Origin of the sequence: Mycobacterium sp. ST-F2 (assembly GCF_001905655.1) — a bacterium.
Classification (GTDB): Bacteria; Actinomycetota; Actinomycetes; order Mycobacteriales; family Mycobacteriaceae; genus Mycobacterium.
Map to the genome: position 1 here is coordinate 101,127 of NZ_JMHT01000031.1, position 24,655 is coordinate 125,781.

24 protein-coding genes and 1 pseudogene are annotated in these 24,655 nt (G+C 64.7%); 14 read left to right on the forward strand and 11 right to left on the reverse strand.

The genetic code is table 11. From position 1 onward, the window contains the following. Positions 1–7: 7 nt before the first annotated feature. The 3 genes from EB75_RS13320 (at position 8) to EB75_RS13330 (ending at position 2,259) form a co-directional block, all read left to right on the forward strand. Positions 8–1,417, forward strand: coding sequence for a WS/DGAT/MGAT family O-acyltransferase (locus EB75_RS13320; RefSeq protein ID WP_286150180.1), 1,410 nt, complete (start codon positions 8–10; stop codon positions 1,415–1,417). Positions 1,418–1,559: 142 nt separating this feature from the next. After that, positions 1,560–1,829: a hypothetical protein gene (locus EB75_RS13325; protein WP_073695842.1), complete on the forward strand. Its 270-nt coding sequence runs from the start codon at positions 1,560–1,562 to the stop codon at positions 1,827–1,829. A 7-nt stretch (positions 1,830–1,836) separates the two neighbouring features. Continuing rightward, positions 1,837–2,259 carry a Rieske (2Fe-2S) protein gene (locus tag EB75_RS13330; protein WP_073695843.1) on the forward strand — a complete coding sequence of 141 codons (423 nt, stop codon included), beginning with the start codon at positions 1,837–1,839 and terminating at the stop codon, positions 2,257–2,259. Positions 2,260–2,275: 16 nt separating this feature from the next. Here EB75_RS13330 and EB75_RS13335 read toward each other — a convergent pair whose 3' ends face one another. Beyond that, positions 2,276–2,530, reverse strand: a complete 255-nt coding sequence (locus tag EB75_RS13335) for a hypothetical protein (protein ID WP_073695844.1) — start codon at positions 2,528–2,530, stop codon at positions 2,276–2,278. 232 nt (positions 2,531–2,762) lie between these two features. On the opposite strand from EB75_RS13335, the gene EB75_RS13340 reads away from it, so the two are divergent. The 3 genes from EB75_RS13340 to EB75_RS13350 are packed head-to-tail and all read left to right on the forward strand — an operon-like array spanning position 2,763 to position 4,671. Next, the gene (locus EB75_RS13340; RefSeq protein ID WP_168176038.1) at positions 2,763–3,440 is read left to right on the forward strand and encodes a cutinase family protein; all 678 of its coding nucleotides are present in this window, start codon (positions 2,763–2,765) and stop codon (positions 3,438–3,440) included. 11 nt (positions 3,441–3,451) lie between these two features. Next, positions 3,452–4,162 carry an alpha/beta fold hydrolase gene (locus EB75_RS13345; protein ID WP_073695845.1) on the forward strand — a complete coding sequence of 237 codons (711 nt, stop codon included), beginning with the start codon at positions 3,452–3,454 and terminating at the stop codon, positions 4,160–4,162. A gap of 26 nt (positions 4,163–4,188) precedes the next feature. Then, positions 4,189–4,671, forward strand: a complete 483-nt coding sequence (locus tag EB75_RS13350) for a DinB family protein (protein WP_073695888.1) — start codon at positions 4,189–4,191, stop codon at positions 4,669–4,671. A 22-nt stretch (positions 4,672–4,693) separates the two neighbouring features. Here the strand turns inward: EB75_RS13350 and EB75_RS13355 are convergent, their stop codons facing one another. From EB75_RS13355 to EB75_RS13370, 4 genes are all read right to left on the reverse strand, one after another. Next, the gene (locus EB75_RS13355; RefSeq protein WP_073695846.1) at positions 4,694–6,163 is read right to left on the reverse strand and encodes an FAD-dependent oxidoreductase; all 1,470 of its coding nucleotides are present in this window, start codon (positions 6,161–6,163) and stop codon (positions 4,694–4,696) included. A gap of 67 nt (positions 6,164–6,230) precedes the next feature. After that, complete coding sequence (locus EB75_RS13360) at positions 6,231–6,893, reverse strand: maleylpyruvate isomerase family mycothiol-dependent enzyme (protein ID WP_073695847.1); 663 nt, start codon at positions 6,891–6,893, stop codon at positions 6,231–6,233. Further along, the gene (locus EB75_RS13365) at positions 6,894–7,778 is read right to left on the reverse strand and encodes an MFS transporter (RefSeq protein WP_073695848.1); all 885 of its coding nucleotides are present in this window, start codon (positions 7,776–7,778) and stop codon (positions 6,894–6,896) included. It abuts the gene before it with no gap. Positions 7,779–7,891: 113 nt separating this feature from the next. Next, positions 7,892–8,335, reverse strand: a complete 444-nt coding sequence (locus EB75_RS13370; protein ID WP_286150182.1) for a DUF1942 domain-containing protein — start codon at positions 8,333–8,335, stop codon at positions 7,892–7,894. 184 nt (positions 8,336–8,519) lie between these two features. Here EB75_RS13370 and EB75_RS13375 point away from each other — a divergent pair, with 184 nt between their 5' ends. Beyond that, positions 8,520–8,945, forward strand: coding sequence for a cellulose binding domain-containing protein (locus EB75_RS13375; protein WP_073695850.1), 426 nt, complete (start codon positions 8,520–8,522; stop codon positions 8,943–8,945). Positions 8,946–8,955: 10 nt separating this feature from the next. On the opposite strand, the gene EB75_RS13380 is transcribed toward EB75_RS13375, so the two are convergent. Next, complete coding sequence (locus EB75_RS13380) at positions 8,956–9,966, reverse strand: AraC family transcriptional regulator (RefSeq protein ID WP_073695851.1); 1,011 nt, start codon at positions 9,964–9,966, stop codon at positions 8,956–8,958. Between the two features lie 6 nt (positions 9,967–9,972). After that, a complete protein-coding gene (locus tag EB75_RS13385) occupies positions 9,973–10,722 on the reverse strand; it encodes a tyrosine-protein phosphatase (protein ID WP_083612231.1) in 750 nt (249 codons plus the stop codon). A gap of 128 nt (positions 10,723–10,850) precedes the next feature. Here EB75_RS13385 and EB75_RS13390 point away from each other — a divergent pair, with 128 nt between their 5' ends. The 4 genes and pseudogenes from EB75_RS13390 to EB75_RS13405 all read left to right on the forward strand — a co-directional run bounded on the left by EB75_RS13390 (position 10,851) and on the right by EB75_RS13405 (position 15,537). Next, positions 10,851–11,651 (forward strand): phosphotransferase, encoded by an 801-nt coding sequence (locus tag EB75_RS13390; RefSeq protein ID WP_073695852.1) that lies wholly within the window; start codon positions 10,851–10,853, stop codon positions 11,649–11,651. 189 nt (positions 11,652–11,840) lie between these two features. Beyond that, positions 11,841–13,160: pseudogene (locus EB75_RS13395) on the forward strand (cytochrome P450); the annotation flags it as partial. Between the two features lie 188 nt (positions 13,161–13,348). Then, on the forward strand, positions 13,349–14,503 hold the full coding sequence (locus tag EB75_RS13400) for an ATP-grasp domain-containing protein (protein ID WP_142239583.1): 1,155 nt from the start codon (positions 13,349–13,351) through the stop codon (positions 14,501–14,503). A gap of 134 nt (positions 14,504–14,637) precedes the next feature. Next, positions 14,638–15,537 (forward strand): phenylalanine 4-monooxygenase, encoded by a 900-nt coding sequence (locus EB75_RS13405; protein ID WP_073695854.1) that lies wholly within the window; start codon positions 14,638–14,640, stop codon positions 15,535–15,537. On the opposite strand, the gene fahA is transcribed toward EB75_RS13405, so the two are convergent. Genes fahA through hppD form a run of 3 tightly spaced genes read right to left on the reverse strand, consistent with a single transcriptional unit; the run spans position 15,524 to position 19,364 of the window. After that, the gene (gene fahA / locus EB75_RS13410; RefSeq protein ID WP_073695855.1) at positions 15,524–16,846 is read right to left on the reverse strand and encodes a fumarylacetoacetase; all 1,323 of its coding nucleotides are present in this window, start codon (positions 16,844–16,846) and stop codon (positions 15,524–15,526) included. The genes EB75_RS13405 and fahA overlap by 14 nt on opposite strands. Then, positions 16,843–18,147: a homogentisate 1,2-dioxygenase gene (gene hmgA, locus EB75_RS13415; RefSeq protein ID WP_073695856.1), complete on the reverse strand. Its 1,305-nt coding sequence runs from the start codon at positions 18,145–18,147 to the stop codon at positions 16,843–16,845. Before hmgA ends, fahA begins: the two co-directional genes overlap by 4 nt. Beyond that, positions 18,147–19,364: a 4-hydroxyphenylpyruvate dioxygenase gene (gene hppD, locus EB75_RS13420; protein WP_073695891.1), complete on the reverse strand. Its 1,218-nt coding sequence runs from the start codon at positions 19,362–19,364 to the stop codon at positions 18,147–18,149. The genes hmgA and hppD overlap by 1 nt, the downstream gene beginning before the upstream one ends. 148 nt (positions 19,365–19,512) lie before the next feature. On the opposite strand from hppD, the gene EB75_RS13430 reads away from it, so the two are divergent. Further along, positions 19,513–20,805: a hypothetical protein gene (locus tag EB75_RS13430; RefSeq protein ID WP_142239584.1), complete on the forward strand. Its 1,293-nt coding sequence runs from the start codon at positions 19,513–19,515 to the stop codon at positions 20,803–20,805. A gap of 197 nt (positions 20,806–21,002) precedes the next feature. After that, the gene (locus EB75_RS13435; RefSeq protein WP_073695859.1) at positions 21,003–21,605 is read left to right on the forward strand and encodes an LGFP repeat-containing protein; all 603 of its coding nucleotides are present in this window, start codon (positions 21,003–21,005) and stop codon (positions 21,603–21,605) included. A 6-nt stretch (positions 21,606–21,611) separates the two neighbouring features. Here EB75_RS13435 and EB75_RS13440 read toward each other — a convergent pair whose 3' ends face one another. Beyond that, on the reverse strand, positions 21,612–23,297 hold the full coding sequence (locus tag EB75_RS13440; RefSeq protein WP_073695860.1) for a GMC family oxidoreductase: 1,686 nt from the start codon (positions 23,295–23,297) through the stop codon (positions 21,612–21,614). 132 nt (positions 23,298–23,429) lie between these two features. On the opposite strand from EB75_RS13440, the gene EB75_RS13445 reads away from it, so the two are divergent. Beyond that, complete coding sequence (locus tag EB75_RS13445; protein ID WP_073695861.1) at positions 23,430–23,846, forward strand: hypothetical protein; 417 nt, start codon at positions 23,430–23,432, stop codon at positions 23,844–23,846. The last annotated feature ends 809 nt before the right edge of the window (positions 23,847–24,655 follow it).

Consider the following 24,655-nt stretch of genomic DNA (forward strand, 5'->3'; position numbering starts at 1 on the left):
CACCCCGGTGAGTAGCAAACGACTGTCACCACTCGACACCATGTTCCTGGCGGCCGAATCGCCGGAGACCATGATGCATGTCGCGGGGCTCATGCAATTCCGCCCGACATCGGGCAGCGCGGGCGACATCCTCGATCAGCTGCGCGATGAGATATACGGGTCCGACGAGATCGAGCCGCCGTGGAACATGAAGCTGCAGACACCGTGGTTCCTGCTCAACCCCCTTCAGCGCTGGGTCGAGGACCCGAAGTTCGACGTCATGTATCACGTTCGACGCTCCGCCCTGCCCCGTCCGGGCGATCAGCGTGAGTTGGGAATCCTCATCTCTCGCTTGCATGCTCGCCAACTGGATCTGACGCGGCCGCCATGGGAACTGCACATCATCGAGGGCCTCGACGACGGCAACGTCGCGTTGTACGTGAAGATGCACCACTCGTTGGTCGACGGCTACACGGCGATGAAGACGCTCATCCGGTCGATGTCGACCGAGCCATCGGACACCGACACCCCGTTGTTCTTCAGGAACCCGGTGCCCAAGCGGGAGCGGAAGAAGGACGAGAAGGACAGCGGCCTCATCCCCGACCTCGGCGGATTGCTGCGGTCCGTCACGTCGGAACTGTCGACCGTCATCGATCTGCCTGCCGCGTTCGCCAAACTGGCGGTCACGGCGGTCAGCAAGAGCAATCCACTGGTCGGGCCCGGCCAGGCGCCGCACACCATCTTCAACGGGCGGATCGGTCGCAGTCGCCGGTTCGCCACGCAGCAATACGACATCGCGCGGCTGCGTGCCGTTGCCGATGCGTCCGGCGGAACCCTCAACGACGTCGCACTGGCGATCTGCGCCGGGGGACTGCGGGACTATCTCCTGGGTCTCGACGCCCTTCCGGAGAAGTCGTTGATCGCCATGCTGCCGGTCAACATTCGGCCGAAGGATGATCCGGGCGGCGGCAATGCCGTTGGCGCCATTCTCGCGACCCTGGGTACCGACATCGCCGATGCCCGCGAGCGGATGGAGGCCATCAGCGCGTCGACGCAGGCGGCCAAAGACCAATTGTCGGGCATGACCAGCACCGCGATCCTGGCGTACACCGCCGCCCTGATGGCGCCGTTCCTGGTGCAGACCGGCGCGGCTACCGTCGGAGCACCGAAGGTGGCACCCGCGTCGTACAACATCATCCTGTCCAACGTCCCAGGCCCGGACTACCCACTGTATTTCCGGGGCAATGAACTGGTCTCCACGTATCCGGTGTCGATTCCGGTGCACGGCGTCGGCCTCAACATCACCTGCCAAAGTTATGCTGGCACATTGAATTTCGGGTTCACCGGCTGCCGGGACTCGATGCCGCACATGCAGAAACTCGCCATCAAGACCGGCGAGGCGTTGGCGGAGCTGGAGGCGGCTTACGGCCTGTCATGAAAACACCATGTAAAGGCAATTGACTCAAGTGGCGAAACGACCCGTCATAAACGGCACATTGGTGCTACTTTCACCGGACCAGCTAGCACCGGAGAGTAGGTATGCCATGAGCGCAACAACCACGCGATTCGCTCGCATGTCAATGGCGGCAGCAGCGTTCGGCGTGGTCGGCTTGATCAGCATGCCGATCGCGCAAGCCGACGAATTGACCTGTTCGGATGGCCTCGTAGCGTCCGAAGGCACCTGCGTGGCGCCGGCGGATGGCCCGGCGGCGCCCGAGGCGGCACAGGGTCCGTTCAACGCACCGGAATCGTCGCTCGACGATCCCAGCCTGTTCACGCCGCCGTTCGAACTCACCGAAGGCGAAGTCGCTTCGCCGGGATATAACGCCGGAGGCGGCGGACGCCGGTAATAGACAGATGACAACGGCGAGCCGCCGCGGCGTTCTCATCGGCGCGGGGGCAGTTGGCGCGGGGATGGTTCTTGCGGCCTGCGGCGGCAAGGAGTCAGGGTCCACCGGCAGCCCGTCGTCGGGCGGTGAATCCTCCGCCGCTGCAGCCAACTCCGTGAAGACGGCCGACGTGCCCGTCGGCGGTGGCGTGGTCCTCAAAGAGGCCAAGGTCGTCGTCACGCAGCCGCAGGCGGGACAGTTCAAGGCGTTCAGCGCGGTCTGCACGCACAAGCAGTGCACGGTGTCCAAGGTCGCCGACGGCACCATCGACTGTCCCTGCCACGGCAGCGAATTCAGTGCCGTTGACGGCTCGGTCGTCAAGGGCCCCGCAGAGAAACCCTTGGCGACCAAGACCGTGACGGTGACCGGAGACACGCTCACCATCAGCTGAACACGCTGTCCGACGGCTACACCGAGCCATCGCAACCGCGAATGCCTCCGGCGACCGGCAGGCCAGGAGGATCAGGCTGCGGGTTGAAGCCGTGGATCACCCCTGGGTTGGTGAACTGGGGATGGCCGACGGTCACTGGCTTGGTCGGCGGTTCAGGCTGCGGGTTGAAGGCCTGCGCGGTGCCGGAGGCCAGCCCGAAGCCGATCAGCGTCAGACCTCCCGACAGTAGGGCGGTACCGGCGACTTTCTTGATGTGGTGGGTGCTGAGCATGGCCTCTCCCTTTCGCTGACCGGCCGGTGGTGGCCGTTGACAGCAATGGTGGGCCGCAGTACTTGGTGGATTCTTGGCAGATTTCCCACGATCGACGGGTATCGCCGCCACCCGCGGTTATGTCAGCATGGAAATGGCCGGTAGCAGTTCGCTGGTGCAAGACACTGGAGCCGATATGGACGTCACCACGTTGTTCCAAGTCGTGCGGTTACCCCACGTCGCGGGGGTCGCCATGATCATTGCTTCCGCTTTTCTGGGTGCACCGGCGCCGCCGGCGTCAGCTGATCCGTGCCCCGATGTCGAGGTGGTGTTCGCTCGCGGCACCGGTGAGCCACCCGGCACCGGGATGGTCGGTCGGGTGTTCGTCGATGCACTGCAGGCCCAGGCCGGGAACAGGTCCGTGGCGGTGTATCCGGTCGACTACGCGGCCAGCAGCGATTTCGGCAACCGCCTGGACTTCGTGCAGAGCGTCGTCGACGGAGTCAAGAACTCCGCCGGCCACGTGGAGGCCACCGTAGCGAACTGCCCGAATACCCGGATCGTCCTCGGTGGATACTCGCAAGGTGCGGTCGTGGCCGGATTCACAACGGCGAATTCGTTGCCGAAAGAGATCCCGGCCGATCTGGCGGAGTACACGTGGTACGCGCCCAAGCCCATGCCGGCGTCGGTCGCGAATCACGTTGCTGCTGTTGCTCTCTTCGGAAAGCCATCGACAGAATTCATGGCGTCCATCGGTGCGCCACCGATTGCAGTCGGACCGTCGTATGTACCGAAGACCGTCGAACTCTGCGTGCCCGACGACACCATCTGTAACGGAACGCCCGCCGGCGGGCCCTCGCTGGCACACATGTTCTACGGGTCCAACGGAATGGCCGACCAGGCTGCGGCTTTCGTCGTCGGACGGCTGTGACTGCGGGGCAGATGACGACGTTCCTACTCGTACCAGGCGGCGGCTGCGATCCCTCGTACTGGCGATTTCTGGTGCACGAGTTGGCACTTCGCGGACACCGCGGAATCGCGATCGATCTACCCTGTGACGACGATTCGGCGGATATGACGACGTATGCCGCCGCGGTCGCGGCGCAGCATCATGATGACGGCGAACGGCCTGTCGTCGTGGCCCATTCGTTCGGTGGTTTCACCGGTGCTCTCGCCTGCCCGCTGGTCGATGCGGCGGAGTTGATCTACGTTGCGGCGATGATTCCCCGTCCGGGTGAGCGTCCCGGCGACTGGTGGAGTGCCACCGGATGCGTTGCGGCACAACGGGAGGCCGGCGCTGCCGGCGGATACGACGTCGACGACATGACCGCGCTGTATTACAACGGAGTCGACGCCGCGGTGATCGAAACGGAAATCGAACGCGCACAATCGGATACGCCGTCGCTGAAACCCTGGCCGGCGGAGGCACTTCCAGACGTCCCGACGAGATTCATCCTGTTCCGTGACGACCGCTTCTTTCCCGAGCAGTTCCTGCGGGGTGTGGTCGCCGACCGGCTCGGCATCGAACCCGAGGTCGCGCCTGGCGGCCACATGGCCATGCTGTCGCATCCCGGCGACCTTGCCGACCGGTTGACGAGCGCGTCGACCAGATCGAGCGATGTCGGGAGGTCGTGGCACCATCGAGAAACGTGACTTCTGTGCAGCGGCTGGTGCCGCCCATGAACGCCGACGAGCGCACCACCCTCGAAGGCTGGCTGGACTTCTACCGTGCGACGTTGGCGTCGAAATGCGAGGGCCTCGACGACGACCAGTTGCGTACTGCGTCGGCGCCACCTTCTGAGCTGACGCTGCTGGGCTTGATGCGGCACGCCGCGGAGGTGGAGCGGAACTGGTTTCGCCGGGTGCTCGCCGGCGAACAGGCACTACCGATTTACGGGCCCACGGAACACCCGGAGGGCCACGACGGCGGGTTCGAGTTGTCGCCGGAGTCGTCGTACGAGGTGGCGTTTCGGATCTGGCAGGACGAGATTGCCCACGGGCGTGCCAACTGCGCAGCTCGAGGGCTCGATGAGGTCAGCCCGTTCATGGGCGGCGATGTGAGTCTGCGCTGGATCTACACGCACATGATCGCGGAGTACGCCCGTCATTGCGGGCACGCGGATGTCCTGCGCGAACGTATCGATGGCGCCACTGGCGTCTGAATCAGGTTGCCATGCAACGTGATCACGTTCGGCCGGCGAGATGCTCCAACGGTCCGCAGCGGACGTGATACCGCTCTCGGATGGTGTCGAGCGTGGTCCGATGACGTTCCCGATCCCGGCGGTGTGTGCGCTGGAATCGCACCATCGCGGCCAGCCGCCGGGGTAGCGGATACCAGAGCAGCAGGTCCGAGCCGAAACCCGCGAACACCTTGGTCGGCAGATGGTCGAATGCCAGACTCAAGTTGTAGAGCGTCAGCGGGAATCCCGCAGGCACGGGTGACCGGCCCATCGTGTCGCGCAGCCCTTCGGCATCGAGTTCGTACAGGGGGAGGGTGTGCAGCCCGCCAGTGAACATCAAATGGGTCAGGAAGTAGGCGGCCTGGAGCGTCAGCGGGATGGCTGTCGACCGCTGCTGAATCGAGAGGGTGCGGCCTGACGGGGAGACGAACGGTTCGTAGGGGTGCGAACCGCGCATCATCAGGCCCGTGCAGTTGACCAACCAGGTGCCCACTGGTACTTGCTCGGTACGGCCGCCACGGAAGACGAGTTCGGTTGAACCGTCGCGATCGACCGCGTCGACGAGGTACTCGTTGTCGGCTCGCCGGAGGCCGGCGGTGATCACGGCCATTTCCGCGTCGGACGTCACGCCGCCGAAGCCGAATGCGAAGTCGCATTTCTCGCCGGTGGGGCCGGTGCCGAGCATGGAGTAGTACCAGCGGAGGACTTCATCTTCATTGGTCCCGTCGTACCGCTGTGCAAGTCCGTTCCCGAGGGTATTGAACGGCAGTCCGCCGAGCCAACGACCCCGCACGCTCGCCGGCAGCAGGACGTCACGCCGCAGTGCGATGGCACCTCGGCCGACCAACATGTTCACTTCGCGCCCGGGGCACCGGGTGATGAGCAGGTGCGCGGTGTCGAGACCGGTCTTGCCTCCGCCGATAACCCAGACCGGGGCGTCTGATTCGACGACCTGGTCGATTTCGTTGGGTGTCGTCGACCGGACCCGGTTGCTGGATACCGTCAGCGGTGGGTTCGGCTGGACCTGGAAGCCGAACGCCTTGATCAAGCGTTGTGCCGTCACCAACCGGGTCTGCCCGTCAGGTGCCTGCAGGGATACCTGAACCACGCCGTCGGATTCCGTGTGCGACAGATAGGCCCAGCCGAAGCGCTCGTCGAGGTCGACCCGACGGGACACGACATTCAGGCAGTGCTGCAGGTGATCCAGGATTTCCGGCTTGCTCGCCAGGTAACCACGTTCCTTGCCCAGCGTCCACTTGATGTCGCCGGCGGTGAACAGTTGATAGGGCTGATGTAGTCGCACGTAGTCGTAGGTGTCGACCCACATTCCACCGACCCGTGGCCGTTGGTCGACAAGAATGACCTTGTCGTTGCGGCCGAGATACTGGGTGGCCGCCGCCAGCGCATTGAGGCCCGCGATGCCGGCTCCGACGACGCAGACCTCACAGTGGTCGGCTGGCAGCGAGTCCGTCATGGCAGCGAATCACCACCGTTCTCTTGTGGTCGTCAAGAGGCCTTGGTAACGAGTATGCGCTGCTAACCTACGTTTTGAGGGTGTTCTGGATCCGGGACTGCAATGTGGGCACGCCAGGGCCGGCCAGCTGGTCGAAGGCCACGGTGCGTCCGCACGCCGCCAACATCAACGCCGGTGCCGCACCGTGAATGACTTCACCCTGGCCCCATGTTCGTCCTGTTTCGTCGTCACGTAGTGCGACACCGCGTAGCCGCCGTTTTGGAAAGAATCCCAATTGGGTTCGGCTGGTGAGGAAATCGAGCACCCGTACCACATGTCCAGGATCCGGAACGTACGGAATCGCCAGGGGGATACGGATGTCCGCGCCGTGGACCAACACGTCGGTGAGGCCCGATAGCGGACCGGTCACGGGCGGGCTCACCCGGCGGTCAGCGCCGCGGCGCAACGCCTCGGCGATCTCGGCGGCCGGCGCTTGCGCCCGGTGACGGGCCAGCACGTCGATACCTCTGTCGACACTGCCGTGACGAATACCGCTGGCCAAGAAGCCCCAGAACCCGTCGACGAAGTCGCTGACCAGATGTGCGGCAACGGTTTTGACATCCCAACCCGAGCAGAGGCTGGGCGTCGCCAGCTGGTCCGGACCGAGGCCGTCGATCAGGTCGGCGATGGCACGCCGCTCGGCTGCCACCGCGGCGAAGACCTGTTCGCGTTCCGTTGAACTCAGCCGCATTCAAGCACAGTACCCAGGTCGTGTGAGCAGCGCGGCGACGAGAAGTGCCGCGGCGCAGGTGACTACAGTCACCGACCAGCCGAACGAGGCGACTGCGGCCGCACCGAATGCCGTGCCGAGACTTCCGCCGACGAAGTAGACCAGCATGTACGCGCTGTTGAACCGGGCAGGCGCGGCAGGATCGATGGCCAGGATGGCCGTCTGATTCGCGACCTGGGCGGCGACGGCGATACCGGACCAGACTGCACAGAAGGCGAAGAACCACAGGGAGCCGCGTACCGCACCGCGGCGCAGTACCGGGTTTCGCAGGAGTAGGCCGGGTGTGGACGCCAAGCCGGCGAGGTAGTTCTGTTCGACCGCGCCCCGAGTTGTCGGCAGGAACAGCAGGCATGCGCCCGCGATGCCGACGGCGGCAACTGCGACGGTAAGAAGCATCGCGTGCCAACCGATTACGTCGGTCAACCAGCCACCGACGATGCGTCCGGCGAGAATGCCTGCCGAGATCCCGGCGGTGACGATACCGAGAATTGTCGAACGACGGTGCTCAGGCGCCAGCCGTCCGACGACGGAACTCAAGCCGGCGCCCACAGCGGAACATGCGCCGGTGAGCAACATGCCGAGGCCGATCAGCCAGACCGTCCCGGCCGCGGCGGTCAAGGTGAGTGCACCGCCGAGCGCCAGGAACTGCAGCGCGAGAACGCGCCGCGGCGAGAACCTGTCCACCAGCGGGACCAGTAAGGCGAGGCCAAACATGTAGCCGATCGGACCGAATGCCAATGCGGTGCCGACGGCGGCCGGACCGGTCGCCAGCGATCGTGCGATATCGGCGATTGCCGGCTGCAGCGGGTAGATCGTGGAGGTACCCAGCGCGGCCGCCACTGACATGAAAAGGACTGTGCCTCTGGTGATTACCGGATTCTGTTGTGCAATCGTGGTCACGCGTCGACGCTAGCCACCGACTTGCAGTGGGGCTGGCGGAAAACCGCCATCGCAGTCGATCAGCTCTTCCAGACCACCTTGTCGGTGCCACCGGCATCCCGGTACACCACGCTGTCGGGCGCTGTCCCGTTCCGCACGTCGAAGTAGATTCGACCCGTCACGTAGCTGCCCGGGGCGATCGGTTGGTTGGCCAGCCCGTCAGTCTGGTTGCCCTTCATATCGGCGTACGTCGAGCTGTTGACTGCCCGCGCGTTGAAATCGGAAATGTTGGGAGTCGGGGACCCGGTCACCGCGCGCGCCGTCACATCCGAGTACCAGATTCCGTCGTTGTGGCCGCTGGGCTGCAGGTTGACCACGGTGTATTCGATCGCGCCACCCGGGCTGGGGATTTCCGCCCGCTGGCCGAACAGCACCGCTGTCGGGTCAGCGACCGCCGGTGTCGCCAGCAGAATTCCGGCTGCCGCAATGCCGGCAGCAGTTGTCACGGTTTTCGAGAACGCCACGTTTATCTCCCTCCGTCAAGATCCTGCCATGCAGGAATGATCGTGTTCGGTTCTCCTGAATGGGTATCCCGGCTCCGGGATGTCAAAACCAAGGTTTCGCGACGGTCTCGATCGCGCAAAGGTCTGGCAGCTCACCTGCGGCGATAGGTCGGGATTCGCCAACGGCGCTCTAATGTTGATTGCGATGGCTGGACTGGACTCTCCTGTGAAGCGCTGGCGCACAGCGCTTCACGTCGTCGTGTCCGCATTCGCAGCAGTGATCCTCGCCCTCGCCAGCACCTCGGTAGCTCATGCGGCTGCGGCCGGCGCGCGATTGGTGGTGCAACATACGTGGCAGGACGGCTTCATCGCGCGGTGGGTCATCACCAACTACAGCACGGTGCCGATGACCGATTGGAAGCTCGAGTTCGATATGCCGATGGGGCAGTCCATCTCGCGCGTGTGGAGTAGCACGTTCACCCAGTACGGCACGCACTACGTGATCACCCCGACCTGGAATCGTGTGATTCCGCCGGGCGGTTCCGCCAACGGCGGTATCCGTGGCGTGTTGAGCGGTACCTACACGCCACCGTCGAATTGTGTTCTCAACGGCCAGGTTTACTGCTCCTGACCGCGACGGCTCAAGATCGAGATGTGCGGAAGGCGCGCGGGCTCATCCCATGCCAGCGACGGAACGCCTGCGAAAAGCTCGACAACTCAACGTATCCGAGTCGGCTGGCAGTCTCGGCAACCGTCAAGCGGCCGCCGATCAACATCTCCTCCGAAAGTCGCTGCCGTATTTCGTCGAGCAGTTCGCGATAGGACGTGCCTTCGACGCCGAGGCGGTGGCGCAACGTTCGTGGGCTCATCATCAGGGCGTGGGCGATCTCGTTGGCGTTCGGCGGTTGCGCGGGGGACGCCAGCAGCAGGTCGCGAACCTGGCCGGACAGGCCGGTCCGGCTGCGCCGTTCTTCGAGGAGATTGCGGCACTGCTCCTGCGTTGCCGCGGAGTTGTAGGCGTTCGCCTGTGGCAGCGGGAGGTCGAGTAGGTCGAGAGGCAGAATCAGCAGGTTCTCGGGGGCATCGAACTGCGGCTCGGTGTCGAACGCGGCGATGTACCGGTCGAGGCTGGCCGGGCGGGGGTGCGCGAACTGAACTCCGAACGGCGGCAAGTCCGTCGATAGTTCACGCTTGATCACCGAAATCGCCGTGGCCAGCCGGTCGATGTCGAACCGCCGGACGCGGTCCGGTGTCCCGGGCGCCTCCAGGACGAAATGGAACTCGTCACCGACCACGCGGGTGCCGAGGGTTGACGAGGCAAACGTCAGATCCAAATACCGCACGCCGACATCGATCGCGCTGCGCAACGTCGGACTGCTGATCAGTGCGAACCCGAAGATTCCGTACGTCGCCAGGCGATAGCGCAAGCCCACTTCGACGCCGAGATCGTCGGGATAATCAAGCGCCTCAAGCAGATTGGTGACAACGGTCAATTCCTGGCGCGCGGTGACCTCGGCGCTCGGACTCTGCAGACCACGAACTGTCAGGCGCGAGCCGGCCAGGCAGGTTTCCGGGCTGACGCCACGTTCGCTGGCCAGGCCGAGCAGCACACCGACGCTTGCCGGCGTGCGGGGGATGTCCCAGTCAACCACGGTTTGTCAGCTCACCAGACGGTCGCGCAGGGCACCGATCGTCGCTTCGTCCACGCCGATCTGATCCAGGTAGGCGGTGAAACTGCCGTACTGGTCATCGACCGCGCGCCAGGATGCGGCGATGAAATCGTCGTGCACGCCGAGGATCTTGTCCGAGACCAGGGAAAGGTCACCGTTGCGTGCGATCACATGCCGGCGAAGGTGTTCGACGGCCTCGTTGCTCCGCAGGTAGTCGGTCAGGATGTCGGACTCGCAGACACCGACCGCACGCAACAGCGCGGCAACGATCCAGCCGGCGCGATCCTTGCCGGCCGCACAATGAATCAGGACGCCGCCCGGGGCTTCCGAAACCACGCGAATCGTGTACGCAAGTGCCTGCTGGCCGGTGGGCAGGAGTGGAAAACGACTGTAGGCGTGCTCAAGCGCCGCCTCGAACAGTTCGGGAGTGAGAACCTGTTCCGGCTCATGAGGCGCGTTCTGTTGCGCGTCGTCGTGCACTGACGCGACGTGCAGCATCACTCCCGGCGGCAGGACGTCACGCCCGTTCCAGGCGATCTCGCTCTGGCTGCGCAGATCGATGACGTCGGTGATACCGAGTTCGCGCAGGCTGTTCTGACCGCCGGCGTCCAGCCCGCACAATTCCGACGACCGGTAGAGAACCCCGGGCCGCATCTCGCGCCCGTCGTCGGTCCGTAGTGCGCCGACGTCTCGGAAGTTCCAGGCACCCGAGAGGTGGTACTGATCGACGACGGCCACGGCCGGTAGCTTACATCCGCGCCCAACCTTGCCACTTCGAGTAAGTATTCGGCCACTTAGGGTCTCCCAGCTGCAGCTTTTGGTTCGTAGCGTGATTGCCAACGAACAGTCGATGCGAGGAGGGTCCGATGGTTACAGTCACAGACCGCGCGGAGCGGCTGGCCGGAGGCTGGGGTGGCACCGTCATCCGCACCGGAGGCACCGTCCGCCGCTCGACCGGCCACTGGACACCCGCCGTCCACGAACTCCTCAAGCACCTGGAAGCCGTCGGCTTCGAGGGTGCGCCCCGGGTGTTCGGTGTCGACTCCGAAGGCCACGAGGTGCTGGCCTTCATCGACGGGCAGACGGCGGCGAGTGCCGACGGCTGGCCTGCCTGGCTGCGCTTCGAAGCGAACCTGGTTCGTGTCGCGCGGCTGCTGCGCCGGTTCCACGACGCCGTCGAGAGCTTCCGCCCGGGAGCTGAACTGCAGTGGCGTGACGGCAGCCGCGGCCTGCGTGACGGCGAGATCATCGGGCACAACGACGTCAGCCTCGCGAACCTCGTGGCGGACTCCGCCGGCCGCATCCACTCACTCATCGACTGGGACAACGCCGGCCCGACGACGCGGCGCAAGGACCTGGCGTACGCCGCATGGCACGTCGTCGGTCTGCACGCTCGCGATCACTCCCGGGCTCGCGGTTGGTCCAAGGCTCCCGATGTCGCGCGTCGGCTCCACATGTTCCTCGACGCTTACGGACTCGAGGACCGCGACGGATTCGTCGACGACATCATCGCTCGCATCAGCGAGGCCGTCCGCTCCTGCCGGGCAGCGGTGAACGCCGGTGACCACGGCGCGCGGCCGTTCGTCGCACTGCTGGAAAACGACCTCGAATTCGTCCGCCACAACCGCACTGCACTCGAGCAACGGAGCGACAGCGGGCACAGATGACCCAGAACTGACCATTCCCGCCGTGCCGCGCAGCAAACGGCACGAGAATTGGTCAGCATGCCGATCCACAGTCCGAATTCCAGATCTGACAAGACGGAGAAACTCGTGAACATTCTCGATCAGGCAATCACCAAGGCGCAGGAAGCGATTCTCGATCCGGTACTCAACCGGGCCCAGTCGACGATCCCGATGCCTTTGCAGATCAAAGGCATGCACCTCTATCAGAAGACGAAGAAATCCGTCGTCGGCGACAAGACGCCGGTATTCGTCGAGACCCCGATTCCCCCTGTCGAGGATGTCGAGCTGGCAGACATCGACGTCAGCAACCCGTTCATGTTCCGCCAGGGCCGCTGGCAGTCCTACTTCAAGCGGCTGCGTGACGAGGCGCCCGTGCACTACCAGCCGAACAGCCCGTTCGGTCCCTACTGGTCGATCACCCGCTACGACGACATCGTCGCCGTCGACAAGAACAACGAACTGTTCTCGGCCGAGCCGCAGATCGTCATCGGCGACCCGCCCGAGGGCCTGGACGTCGAGATGTTCATCGCCATGGATCCGCCGCGCCACGACGAGCAGCGCGCTGCCGTGCAGGGTGTGGTGGCACCGCAGAACCTCCAGGAGATGGAAGGCCTCATCCGATCCCGAGTGCAGGAGGTCCTCGACGGGCTGCCGGTAGGCACACCGTTCGACTGGGTCGACACCGTCTCGATCGAACTGACGTCCCGCATGCTGGCGACCCTGCTCGATTTCCCCTACGACGAGCGCCGCAAGCTGGTGGAGTGGACCGACACCGTGGCCGGCAGCGCTTCGGCCACCGGTGGCGAGGCCGACACGGACGAGATGTTTGCCGCGGCGGCCGACATGGCGCGTGCCTTCAGTGCGCTTTGGCACGACAAGGCGGCGCGGCTGGCGGCCGGTGAGAAGCCCGGTTTCGACCTCATCACGCTCATGCAGTCGTCCGAGGACACCAAGGACTTGATCAATCGGCCGATGGAGTTCCTCGGCAACCTGATCCTGCTCATCGTCGGCGGCAATGACACCACCCGCAATTCGATGACCGGTGGTGTGCTCGCCCTGAACCAGAACCCTGAGGAGTTCGCCCGGCTCAAGGCCGATCCCGGTCTCATCAACAAGGCGGTTCACGAAATCATCCGGTGGCAGACTCCGCTGGCGTACATGCGCCGGATCGCTGCCAAAGACACCATCCTGGGCGGGCAGTTCATCCGCAAGGGCGACAAGCTCGTCATGTGGTACGCCTCGGCCAACCGCGACGAGCGCAAGTTCGAGAACCCGGACGACTTCATCATCGGCCGCCACAACGCCCGCCATCACCTGTCCTTCGGTATCGGCATCCACCGCTGCATGGGCAGCCGTCTCGCCGAGTTGCAGCTCAAGATCCTGTGGGAGGAGCTGCTGGCGCGCTTCGAGGACATCGAGGTCGTGGGGGAGCCCGAGTACACGCAGTCCAACTTCGTGAAGGGCTACTCCAGGATGATGGTCAAGGTCACCAAGAAGCAGGCGGCCCCCGAGGCGTGATGGGGCAGGGCTGGGATCGGCCCCGCGGGTCCAGTTGCGCCACAAGTGTTGCCAGGTGCTGATGTTTACGTGATTGTTGCTCGAATTTACTTCTCAACGATTCGTGCCGGTATTTGCTGACAGTTATGGGTATGACATCCGCCAGAGTGTGAGATCGGGCCATGATCGGTCGAGTCGAGACGCGCCATGTGGCAGGCGCGCCTCGATCCCGAAAGCGCAAGCCGGCCGTCGTGCTGTTCCACCATGCGCGGTTCAACTCCATGGAACAGCTCGCCGTGGTCGCCCTGCGAGGGGGCGCCAGTACGGTGTTGGTCACCTGTGCGCCGACGGGACGGCTCGGCCGATTGAGCGATCGCTTGCTGTACCGCCAGCGGATCTACTTGTCCGATCCGTCCGAGATGGCAAGTATCGCAAAGTGTTTGAGCACGCTAGCGGTGGCAGACGTGCAGGCCACAGAAGACATGGCAAGTGCGATCCCCGACTCGATCGTCAGGGTGCTGCCACAAGCCATCGCTGCTGATGTTCGGATGCGCCGGTACTACTCGGACAAAGCCGTGATGGCCCGGCTGGCCGCTGGACACGGGGTACGGATTCCTCGGCAAATCCCCGTCGCATCGGTGCAACCCGAGACGGCGATCGCAGAGTTGGGCCTGCCGCTCGTGGTCAAAAGCAGAGTCGGTGCGTCTGGTCGAGGCGTAGTCGTGGCCAGCACGGAATCCGAAGTGCGAGATGCCATTGCGGCCCTGGCGTCGCCGGAAATGCACTACTACGAGAGGTATGTCCACGGCCGACTCATGGCCTACTCGGCGATCATCTCCGCCCACGACATCATCCAGGAAGCCACGTACCAGTCAGTCAGCCTGTCGACGGATCCCACGTTCCCGCCGATCGGTCACGAGGTCATCGTGGATCCGGCACTGACCGACATCGGCCGCATCATCTGCGCCGCAGTAGGGTTGCGCGGGCCGATCAACATGCAAACGGTCAAGGACGACGAAGGCAACCACTGGTTGATCGATGTGAACCTGCGTCCGTTCGCAACGATGCTCGCATTCGATCAGGCTGTGCTCGACACTGCGGCCGGATACCTCGTTGCCGTCGGATTGACCGAGCACCAGGTCACACACCGGAGTCCGCCCGTTGGCTTGCGCGTCACGCTGTTCCCCGACGACGCCGAAGAGTTGGTGAAAGCTGGTCGCCGGGCGGCGTCCATCTGGTGTTATGTGCGGCGCTCTGCTTCCCTGTGGAGCGTGTTCGGCCTGAGGTATCCGATGTTCTTCGTCCTCAGCCGGTTCGCCCGGAAGGTAGGAATGTGACCGCCGCCGGCCATAATATGGGCACGCCCGTGCTGCGGCACGTTCACCGAGTGGCGAGCGCGCCTATCCTGGTGTGACCAGCCAGCCGCGAACGACGCCGCTTCGTGCGACGCCCGGACCCCCGGGAGGCAGCGATGTTCGAAGAAGCGCAGTTGTACGCGCCGGTGACGCGCTCGGGCGATGACGTCACGGTTCATCTCGCCGACGATCACCCCGGCGCCGTCGATCCGGAATACCGCGCCCGCCGCAACGCCATTGCCGCACTCGCCATGGATTGGCAGCCCGGCACACCACCACCCATCGCGACCTACACCGAGGACGAGCAGGAAGTCTGGCGCATCGCGTGCGCCGAACTTCACCGGCTGCATCAACGCCGGGCCTGCGCCGTGTATCTGCAGGGCCGCGAGCGGCTGGGCCTGCCCGAGGATCGGATCCCGCAACTCGTCGAGGTCAACGAGATGCTGGGGCCGCTCACCGGATTTCAGTACGTACCCGCGGCCGGGTTGGTGCCCCTGCGCGAGTTCTACGGACTCCTCGCCGACGGAATCTTCCATTCCACCCAGTACATCCGGCACCACTCCGTGCCGCTCTACACGCCCGAGCCCGATCTGATCCACGAAGTCGTCGGCCACGGAAACTGTCTGGCCCATGAGCGGTTCGCGGCGTTGTACCGGTTGGCGGGGCAGGCTGCTCGGCGCGTGAAAACGACTGAGGCACTCGAATTCATCTCGAAGGTCTTCTGGTTCTCGCTGGAGTTCGGCGTGGTCCGTGAGCATGGCGAGGTGCGCAGCTACGGCGCCGGCCTACTGTCGTCGTACGGAGAGATCCAGCAGGTCGACCTGGCCGAACTGCGGCCGCTGAACATCAGCCGGATGGGCGTGCAGACATACGACATCACGCACTACCAACCGATCCTGTTCTGCGCCAGGGGATTCACCGAGATCGAAGACGTGGTCGGAGGCTTCTTCGCCGACGTGGACGACGACATGGTGCAGCGCCTGATGCATGACGCGTCGCAGGTCACGGGTAGGTGATCGCCGGCCGCACGACGCCGACGCATTCGCCGAATCCGATGGTGGCCGCACCCGGTCGATGAGCCCGGGCAGTCAGCACAACCTCGTCATCGTCCTCGAGGAACGTGCGAGTTTCGCCGGTGGGCAGCGTGATCGGGCCGTTCCGGCCGAGTTCCATCATGCTGCCTTCTGAACCCTTGGTGGGGCCGGAGAGGGTCCCGCTACCGAGCAGGTCGCCGGGCTTGAGGTCGCAGCCGTTGCTGGTGTGGTGGGTGATCATCTGCGCGACAGTCCAGTACATGTGGCGCGTCGATGAGCGCGAAATGTCATGCGGCGGTGTGCCGTCCTTGCGCATCTGCGCCGTACTGATGTGGACCTCCAGTTCGATCTCGACACCGCCCTGCGTGCGATGCCGGGGACTGTCGAGGTACGGCAGGGGAGCAGGGTCGTCCTCGGGGCGATCCACCGGAATCCGGAACGGTGCCAACGCCTCCGGTGTGATCACCCAAGGGGAGACCGTGGTGCCGAAACTCTTGGACAGGAAGGGGCCCAGGGGCTGGTACTCCCAGGCTTGCACGTCGCGGGCCGACCAGTCGTTGAGCAGGCAGTAACCGGCGATATGAGATTCTGCGTCATCGATCCCGACCGGCTCGCCGAGATCATTTCCGGCGCCGATCCAGACGCCGAGCTCGAGTTCGAAGTCCAGTCGCCGCGTCGGCGCCAGCACCGGTTGTGGTGTGTCGGCGGATTTCAGTTGCCCGTGCGGGCGGGTGATGGGGCTACCGCTGATCCGCACGCTGGAAGCGCGCCCGTGGTAGCCGATCGGAACCCACTTGTAGTTGGGCAGCAAGGGGTTATCGGGCCGGAACAGCGCGCCGATGTTGCGGGCGTGGTGGATGCCGACGTAGAAATCGGTGTAGTCACCGATACGGGCGGGGAGCAGGACGTCGACCTCCGACAACGGGGTGAGGAGATTCGCGACCCTCTCCCGATGAGGCGCCCCCTCGACGAGAAGAGAGAACAGCGACCTGCGCAGGGCGGCCCGCGGGCCGGCGCCCAACGCGAACAAGGCATTCAGCGCTCCGTGTGCACCGGCTTCGGCTGCTGCCTGCGCATCACCGATGAGCAACCGCGACTCGGCGAGGCCTCGCAGATCCAGGACTGCGTCGCCGATTCGGACCACGCCACGGGGAGCGTCGCGCAATGCCTCTCCGGTAGTGTCGGCCACCACGCCGAACGGGAGGTTCTGCAAGGGGAAGTCGCTCCCGGGGCCAGCAGTCGTGACCCAGCTGCGCACCCCAGGATCATGCGTGTAATCCAGCGCGGTCATGGCGTGTCCGGGTGGAATCGTTTGGTCAGACCGCTCCAGCAGTCGGCGTAATCCTGTTGCCGCTCTGGAGAATTCGCGGCATAGGCCGTGACCTTCTGCGGGAACCGGGTTTCGAACATGAAGGCCAGCGTGTTCTCCTGCTTCACCGGCTTGAGGTCCTCGGTGCTCGCAGCCTGAAACGCGTTGGCGTCAGGGCCATGTGGAGTCATGCTGTTGTGCAGGCTGAGGCCGCCGGGGACGAAGCCGTCGGGCTTGGCGTCGTAGACGCCGTGCACGAGTCCCATGAACTCGCTCATGACGTTCATGTGGTACCACGGCGGTCGGAAGGTGTCCTCGGCGACCATCCACCGCTCGGGAAAGCAGACGAAGTCGACGTTGGCCGTTCCTGGCGTCTCGCTCGGCGAGGTCAGTACCGTGAAGATGGACGGATCCGCGTGGTCGAACAGCACGGGGCCGACAGGGGAGAAGCGCCGCATGTCGTACTTGTACGGGGCGTAATTACCGTGCCAGGCAACGACATCCAGCGGTGACTGGCTCACTTCGGCCTGCCACAACGTCCCGCCCCACTTCACGTACAACGTGGCCGGACCCTCGCGATCTTCGTACACCGCCACCGGGGTGAGGAAGTCTCGCGCATTGGCCAGGCAGTTGGCGCCGATGGGGCCGCGCTCGGGGAGAGTGAAAGAGCCGCCGTAGTTTTCGCACAGATAGCCGCGGGCCGGACCGTCGGGTACCTCGATACGAAGTTTCACCCCGCGAGGGATGACGACGATCTCGCTGGGTTCGGCGTCGATGATTCCGAACTCGGTCCAGAATCGGATGTTGTTGTGTTCCAGGACGAACAGCATTTCGGCGTCGCCGTTGTAGAAGTAGGCGTCCACCATCGATGACGTGATGGTGTAGATGCTGTTGGCAAATCCGGTGCGGGTGTTGACGTCCCCGCCGGTCGACATGGTGCGGACGCCGGTGATGAACGTCGTGACCAGGTCCGGCATCGGCAGGGGGTTCCAGCGCATTTGGTCGATCGGTATCGGGGGCGCATCATCGGGAGCCGAGCGCCAGTACGAAACCCCTTCGGCGCCAACGGGAGTGAATCGGCCCCAATGGGCCACGCTGGGTCGTATCCGGTACAGCCACGATCGCTTGTTGCTGGCGCGCGGTGCGGTGAATGGGGAACCGCTGAGTTGCTCGGCGTAGAGGCCGTAGGCGCACCGCTGCGGGGAGTTCCGGCCCACCGGCAGCGCGCCAGGCAGCGCTTCGCTTTCGAAGCTGTTGCCGAAGCCCGACTGGTAGTCGGTCATCAGAGGTTCCCGCGCTTTTCCTGCTCGCGCTCAATGGATTCGAACAGGGCCTTGAAATTGCCCTTGCCGAAGCCCAGTGAGCCGTGGCGCTCGATGAGCTCGAAGAAGACCGTCGGCCGATCACCCAGTGGCTTGGTGAAGATCTGCAGCAGGTACCCGTCCTCGTCGCGGTCGACCAGGATGCCGCGTCGCTGCAGTTCCTCCACAGGCACCCGCACTTCGCCGATCCGGGCCCGCAGTTCCGGGTCCTCGTAGTAGGCGTCCGGGGTGTCGAGGAACTGAACGCCGGCTCTGCGCAGCTCGTCGACACTGGTCAGGATGTCGTTCGTCGCCAGCGCCAGATGCTGCACGCCGGGACCACGATAGAACTCCAGATACTCGTCGATCTGCGACTTGCGCTTGGCCACGGCGGGTTCGTTGAGGGGGAACTTCACGCGGTGGTTGCCGTTGGCGACGACCTTCGACATCAGCGCCGAGTAGTCGGTGGCGATGTCGTCGCCGATGAACTCGGCCAGGTTCACGAACCCCATGACCCGGTTGTAGAAGCTGGCCCACTCGTCCATCTTGCCGAGCTCCACATTGCCGACGACGTGGTCCAGGGCCTGAAACAGTCGCGGGGGAGCACCGTCGCGTTTGACGTAGCCACTCGTCGCCGGCTGGTAGCCCGGCAGGTAGGGGCCGTCGTAGCGGGCCCCGGCGACCTCCCGCTGGACCAGCGTGTGCCGGGTCTGCCCGTAGGCGGCGATGGCCGCGACGCGGACGGTCCCGCTGTCATCAGAGAGGTCGTGCGGGTCTTCGAGGACCGTCGCGCCTGCTGACTTGGCCTGGGCGATGCACTTGTCGACGTCGGGCACCTCCAGGGAGATGTCGACGACGCCGTCCCCGTGTTTCGCGTGATGAGCCACGAGTGGGCTGTCGGGACTCACCGCGCCCTTCAGGACGAACCGCACGGACCCCGAGCGCAAAACGAAGGCCTTGTGGTCGCGATTTCCGTTCTCCGGCCCCGAGTAGGCGACCAATTCCATGCCCCAGGTGGATTGGAAGTAGCTCGCTGCCTCGGTGGCATTGCCGACCACGAAAACGATGGCGTCCCAGCCCGTTACAGGGAAAGGGTCGTTACTGGGGTCATATTCCACCAGACCGACCAGCTGCTTGAGCTGGTTGACGTCGAGCCGGGCCTGCTTCTCCTGGTCGGTCAGGGTGCTCTGGTTCGTCATAGAGACATTCTTCTCTTCTTCGAGCACGCCGATGTCGCGATTACACGACGACTTCGCGTGGTGGCGTCCGACCACGCACTCAGCGAATCGACGCGAACTCGCTACCACTGAGGCAATTTGTCGGTGGCCGTAGGCACAATGGGCCGCTATGACATCGCTCATCGAGTTTCGCGACGACGACGCTGAATACCTTGCTTGGCTCGCCGCCCACCCCGAGGGCTACGTCATCAACATTCTGCGAGGGCACAACGCGGCGACCGCACGCATGCACCACGCAGGATGCCGCACTATCAGTGGCCAGAACCCTAGCGGGGGGTCATTCGTCGGGCAGTACGTGAAAGTGTGCGCGGTCCATTTAGTTGAACTTGAGCAGTGGGCGATCGCGGCAGTGGGGCAGTTGATCAAATCGTGTGGGAATTGCCGCCCGACTGGCGCTGGTGTACATGGTGATTCGGCCGAGCAGGCCCAACCGGACCGAGGAGGGCAGCGCAAGATCCACACCGCAGATGCGCCCACTGCCAGTTCGGCTGTGCAAACGGTCGCGCCACCGAAGCTCGATGGCCGATTCGCGATCCATGGACCAGAGGCAGCGAGACCGGTGGTCGAGGCTTGGGCCGATGACTACATTCGATTTGAACATCTTCCCGCCTGGCAATGCGAGCTGAGGGACGAGATCCGCAGTCGCTGCGGCCAACTCGTTCCGTCGGCTGGCGAGGTACTGCACGCTACGTATTACGGCTCCAAATACCCCAACGCCGACGTGGAAAATCTCGTGCTCTACAACATCGACTCGTTCAGAGTGGCCGGCAGCAACGGGATTCGGTTCGAACACGGCCTCGATCTGCCACCGGCTCCCGATCATTCGGGCTACCGATTCGCCTATCGGTATGCGCTCGCCGCGCACACGGACACCTTCGCAAATTGGCAGCCTGGCCGAACGCTCGCGGCATTCGACTGGATCGACCTGGGTGATTTCGCAGGCGAGAAGAAGCTAGCCCAGGTTTGGCTTGCTCTGGCCCGTGCGTACGACGCCAAGGAGGTCGACGCTGACGCGCCGGCGAGCGGGGTTGAGACGCCCTTCGCCGTCAGAGTCCAGATCCGGCCACCGTTAGCGCGAAAGCCTGTATGGGGCGGGTTGGTGAAGCCGGTATTCGATGGGTTGATCAGCGCCTTCCAGGCCCATACGGACATGACCGTCCTGCCTCACGTCGTTGAACAGCTTGCGAAAGTGCTGCCGGCAGCGCCAGCGGAAATCGAGCAGCACCTGCTGGACCAACGTCGGTCAGTGTTCGGCGTGGTGCCGCGTCTCGTGAAGCCATTCGGCGTCGGAGTCCAGTGGGACCCCGCAGACCACTGGTGCGTCGCTGGTGAACTGCTCGCGGCTGATCCGACGGGCTCACGTTGGGCCATCAAAGGCGAGCTCGTCGAGGTGTCACGATGACACCCTCAATTGGCGAGCGGTTTCGCCGCAGCCACCATCGAGCTGCCCGGTAGGGTGACCGCCCCGCTTCTTCACCAGGCACCTGATGCCGGACGGTGAGCGCGCGCGACGCTGCAATGGCTCCGTTATGGTCGTGACCGGGCCGGGGGATGAGCCGCAACATGACGCACACCACAGGAAGACGTGAGGGGAAACCTATGAACACGAGCACGTATCGCCGCACCGCAGTCGCCGGCCTGGCCGCCATCGCGCTGACCGTCACCGGCTGCAGCAATGGCACGAACGTCGAGCCGTCCGCACAGCCTCAGGTCGCGCTGGTCGTGACGTCCGAGGTCCCGGCGCCGCCCACCGAGGTGAAGGTCATGGGCGAAAGGGATGTCGAGGTCACACTGACCGGTCCGATCGCCGCCAAATACGCGTCGGCGACCGACAAACAGAAGGCGGCACTCGGCAAGCCACTGACCGGTGACCACAACGCCGGAACCCGCGACAGCGGCGTCGTCTTCCAGCAGTTCCAGGGCGGCGCGATCGTGGCCAAGAACAACCAGACGGGCACGCCTGCCTATATCGTCTGGGGCAAGATTCGCGAGGCCTGGAATGTCCCGCGCGATGCGGACGGCGTGCCGTCGGCTAGCGGCACGAATGGCTCGGCCGGCCCGTTGGGCGTCGTCACCAGTGACGAGACCCCCACCGGCGATCAGCTCGTCGCAACGTTCGAACACGGCAAGGTCGCGTTCAACACCAAGACCGGTCAGGTCGAGGTGACGGTCAACGGCAAGGTCGTCCCGTCGGGGCTGTAGACCGGCTCATCCCAGGATGGCCCGCGCCGCGCGCTCGGCGATCAGCATGACCGGCGCGTTGGTGTTCCCGGACGTGATGGTGGGCATCGCCGAGGCGTCGACCACTCGAAGGCCAGCGACGCGATACACGCGACAGTCGGTATCGAGCACCGTGGTGCCTGACTTCGGGATACCTTGTGCGTCAAAGGATCCCATCGCGCACGTGCCCACCGGGTGGAAGATCGTCGTGCCCAGTTCGCGAGCCGCCTGCTGCAGGTCGTCCTCGCTCGCCAGCTGCGCGCCGGGCAGCAGCTCCTGCGGGTCGTAACCGGCCAGAGCCGGCGCTGCCATGATCTCCCGGGTCATGCGGAGACCCTTCACGGCGACCTGGAGATCGGCGTCGGTCGACAGGTAATTGCACAGGATCTTCGGGTCGGTCAGCGGGTCGGCACTGGCGAGGCGTACGTGGCCGCGCGAGCTGGGCCGCAGATTGCAGACCGAGGGGGTGATGGCTCCGAAGGGGTGCAGTGGTTCGCCGAACTTGGGCAGCGACAAGGGCTGCACATGCCACTCCAGGTCGGGACTGGCCAGCTCGGGATCGCTTTTGGCGAAGGCCCCCAGTGTGGAGGGCGGCATGGTCATGGGACCCGAGCGCAGCAACAGATACTGAGCGCCCATGCCGCCGCGGGTGATCCAATTCCGGTACAGCGTGTTGACGGTCCGTGCCCTCTGCACCCGGTAGATCGTGCGCAGCTGCAGATGGTCCTGAAGGTTCTCACCGACACCGGGCAGATCGACGGCGACCGGCACGTGGTGCTGGGCGAGCAGTCCGGCGGGGCCCAGACCTGAGGCCTGCATGAGGTGGGGCGAGCCGATCGCCCCCGCGGTCAGGATCACCTCTCGACGTGCGCGGACATCGATGGTCTGGCCACCTTTGAGCAGCCGCACACCGGTGGCGCGGTGCTGTGCCGTCGTCCAGGCGCCGCGACGCTGGCCCTGCTGAACCTGGTCGTCCATCAACAGCCGCAAGGCCTGCGTCTCGGTGTAGACGGTGAGATTGGGCCGGTGCGCGACGGGATGCAGGAAAGCGTCGGCCATGGACCAGCGCCGGCCACGCCGTTGGTTGACGTGGAAGTAGGCGCTGCCGGCGTTGTCGCCCCTGTTGAACTCATCGATCGGGGCAATGCCCTTCTGGGCAGCGGCGGCCTGCCAGGCGTCCAGGATTTTCCAGCGCACGCGGGGTCGGTCGACTCGAATCTCGCCACCTGCGCCGTGCCATTGGTCGGCTCCGCCGAAGTAGTCTTCCAGCTGCTTGTAGATCGCCAGTGTCTCGCCGGGGCCGTCGTCGCCGCCCCAGAGCCATCGCTCGTCACCCGTGGCCTGCGCCCAGAGCTCGTAGTCGCTGGCCTGGCCACGCATGTGGATCATGGCGTTGATCGACGAGCAGCCGCCGAGCACGCGTCCCCGTGCGTAGTGAATGCTGCGGCCCGCCAGACCGGGATCGGCCTCGGTCGTGAAGCACCAGTCGGTGCGGGGATTGGCGATGGTGTACAGGTAGCCCACCGGAATCTTGATCCAGAACAGGTTGTCTCTGCCGCCGGCTTCGATCAGCAGCACCCGGTGGTCAGGGTTGGCGCTGAGCCGGTTGGCGAGCAAGCAGCCCGCACTGCCTGCGCCCACGATGATGAAGTCGAACTCGGTGCCGGGGCTCATTCCGGCATTGTTCCGCACAGCGTCGGACGTGCCTCGCAGGGATGCGATTTGAGTAGTCAACTACTCAACGCAGTCCAGTTGCCGTCCGCGATGATTCCTCCATCACATAAAACTGTGCGGGAGTGAGACGACATGGCGGACAAGCATTTTGCGTCGTACACGGAAAAGTTCACGACGCCGATAGGCGACTGGATGAAGGAACCGGGCGGGACGTGGGAGGGACTCGGGCGTTCGCTTCTTGGTGCAGCCCCACTGGGGGCTGCAGCCATCGGAGGCCACTTCGCGGACGTGATCAATTACCCGCTCGAGGTGGTGGGAGGCCAGGGATACGGATTCCTCGACGCCATCGGTAACCACACCGGCTTGTGGGAACCGTCCCACGATCCCAACCACACCGCCGACCACGGGCCGACCGGCCACAACGTCACTTCCGTTCCGGATTTCACACCGGCGCCACCGCCGGAGGAAAACTTCTGCGCCGACCAGAACTCCACGGGAGCGCCTGATACCACCGGCCAAGACATCGATTACAACGGCGAAGGGATCTGAGGATGTCCCAGTCAACAAGCAGCAGGACAGCTGCCTGGGCCCAGGCGCACGCAGGTTGGCAAACGTGGGCCCAGCGACAGTTTCCGGACAATCCTGCTCGTGCTGCGGCAGCAGCAGAAGCAGCACTGCGTGCGGTCCACCAACGCGCGACAACCGAGCAAGCCAAAGCCGCCGGGCTGGCTGCCGGCGCGTCGGCCGCAGGGCCGGCGCCAACCCCAAACTCACGACTCGGGCAACGCACCCCACCGGGCAAGCTGGTCGGCATCGCCCGAAATGTGAAGCAGTCAACCCAATTCGGGACCCTGCTGCAGATCATCGATTTCGAGCTGCAATGTTCCGACGGCCACAGTGTCCGGGTGCAGATTCGCGGCAACATCGTCAGCGGGCGGATCGACGACGGCGATGAAGTCGTCGTCGACCGACCACGCGATGGCAGCCGTTTCATCCAGACCGACCGCGCTTTCAACCGGACGTGGAACTCGGTTGTGGAGGCGCCCAAGGGCGGGTTACCCGGAGTTGCCCTGACTGAAGCTGCCTATGGCAAGGGTGCCGCCCGGTGGCAACGACGAGTGACGTTCGGTGTCTTGGCGTGGGTTGCGGCGGTCTTCATACTTGTCGTCAGCGGATTCATATATGGGGCTTGCCAATTCGCGGGCCGGGACTCAGGGCCCCCAGCTGGGTGGTGCGATCAAGCCAGGACAAGTGGCGTGACGAATGCGCCCGGGTGTTGATCCAGCAGGCTGAGTGGGGGGGGTAGGAAGGGTCTGCTGCACGATCAGGTGACAGTTTCGGTCACGCGGCCTGACTGG

Bases quoted from the DNA above. Each gene is read 5' to 3' on its own strand.
- EB75_RS13325 (WP_073695842.1), top strand. From the start codon at position 1,560: ATGGCGGCAGCAGCGTTCGGCGTGGTCGGCTTGATCAGCATGCCGATC.
- EB75_RS13330 (WP_073695843.1), top strand. From the start codon at position 1,837: ATGACAACGGCGAGCCGCCGCGGCGTTCTCATCGGCGCGGGGGCAGTT.
- EB75_RS13335 (WP_073695844.1), bottom strand. From the start codon at position 2,530: ATGCTCAGCACCCACCACATCAAGAAAGTCGCCGGTACCGCCCTACTG.
- EB75_RS13340 (WP_168176038.1), top strand. From the start codon at position 2,763: ATGATCATTGCTTCCGCTTTTCTGGGTGCACCGGCGCCGCCGGCGTCA.
- EB75_RS13345 (WP_073695845.1), top strand. From the start codon at position 3,452: ATGACGACGTTCCTACTCGTACCAGGCGGCGGCTGCGATCCCTCGTAC.
- EB75_RS13350 (WP_073695888.1), top strand. From the start codon at position 4,189: ATGAACGCCGACGAGCGCACCACCCTCGAAGGCTGGCTGGACTTCTAC.
- EB75_RS13355 (WP_073695846.1), bottom strand. From the start codon at position 6,163: ATGACGGACTCGCTGCCAGCCGACCACTGTGAGGTCTGCGTCGTCGGA.
- EB75_RS13360 (WP_073695847.1), bottom strand. From the start codon at position 6,893: ATGCGGCTGAGTTCAACGGAACGCGAACAGGTCTTCGCCGCGGTGGCA.
- EB75_RS13365 (WP_073695848.1), bottom strand. From the start codon at position 7,778: ATGTCAGTGGCGGCCGCGCTGGGTACCTCCACGATCTACCCGCTGCAG.
- EB75_RS13375 (WP_073695850.1), top strand. From the start codon at position 8,520: ATGGCTGGACTGGACTCTCCTGTGAAGCGCTGGCGCACAGCGCTTCAC.
- EB75_RS13390 (WP_073695852.1), top strand. From the start codon at position 10,851: ATGGTTACAGTCACAGACCGCGCGGAGCGGCTGGCCGGAGGCTGGGGT.
- EB75_RS13400 (WP_142239583.1), top strand. From the start codon at position 13,349: ATGATCGGTCGAGTCGAGACGCGCCATGTGGCAGGCGCGCCTCGATCC.
- EB75_RS13405 (WP_073695854.1), top strand. From the start codon at position 14,638: ATGTTCGAAGAAGCGCAGTTGTACGCGCCGGTGACGCGCTCGGGCGAT.
- fahA (WP_073695855.1), bottom strand. From the start codon at position 16,846: ATGACCGCGCTGGATTACACGCATGATCCTGGGGTGCGCAGCTGGGTC.
- hmgA (WP_073695856.1), bottom strand. From the start codon at position 18,147: ATGACCGACTACCAGTCGGGCTTCGGCAACAGCTTCGAAAGCGAAGCG.
- hppD (WP_073695891.1), bottom strand. From the start codon at position 19,364: ATGACGAACCAGAGCACCCTGACCGACCAGGAGAAGCAGGCCCGGCTC.
- EB75_RS13430 (WP_142239584.1), top strand. From the start codon at position 19,513: ATGACATCGCTCATCGAGTTTCGCGACGACGACGCTGAATACCTTGCT.
- EB75_RS13435 (WP_073695859.1), top strand. From the start codon at position 21,003: ATGAACACGAGCACGTATCGCCGCACCGCAGTCGCCGGCCTGGCCGCC.
- EB75_RS13440 (WP_073695860.1), bottom strand. From the start codon at position 23,297: ATGAGCCCCGGCACCGAGTTCGACTTCATCATCGTGGGCGCAGGCAGT.
- EB75_RS13445 (WP_073695861.1), top strand. From the start codon at position 23,430: ATGGCGGACAAGCATTTTGCGTCGTACACGGAAAAGTTCACGACGCCG.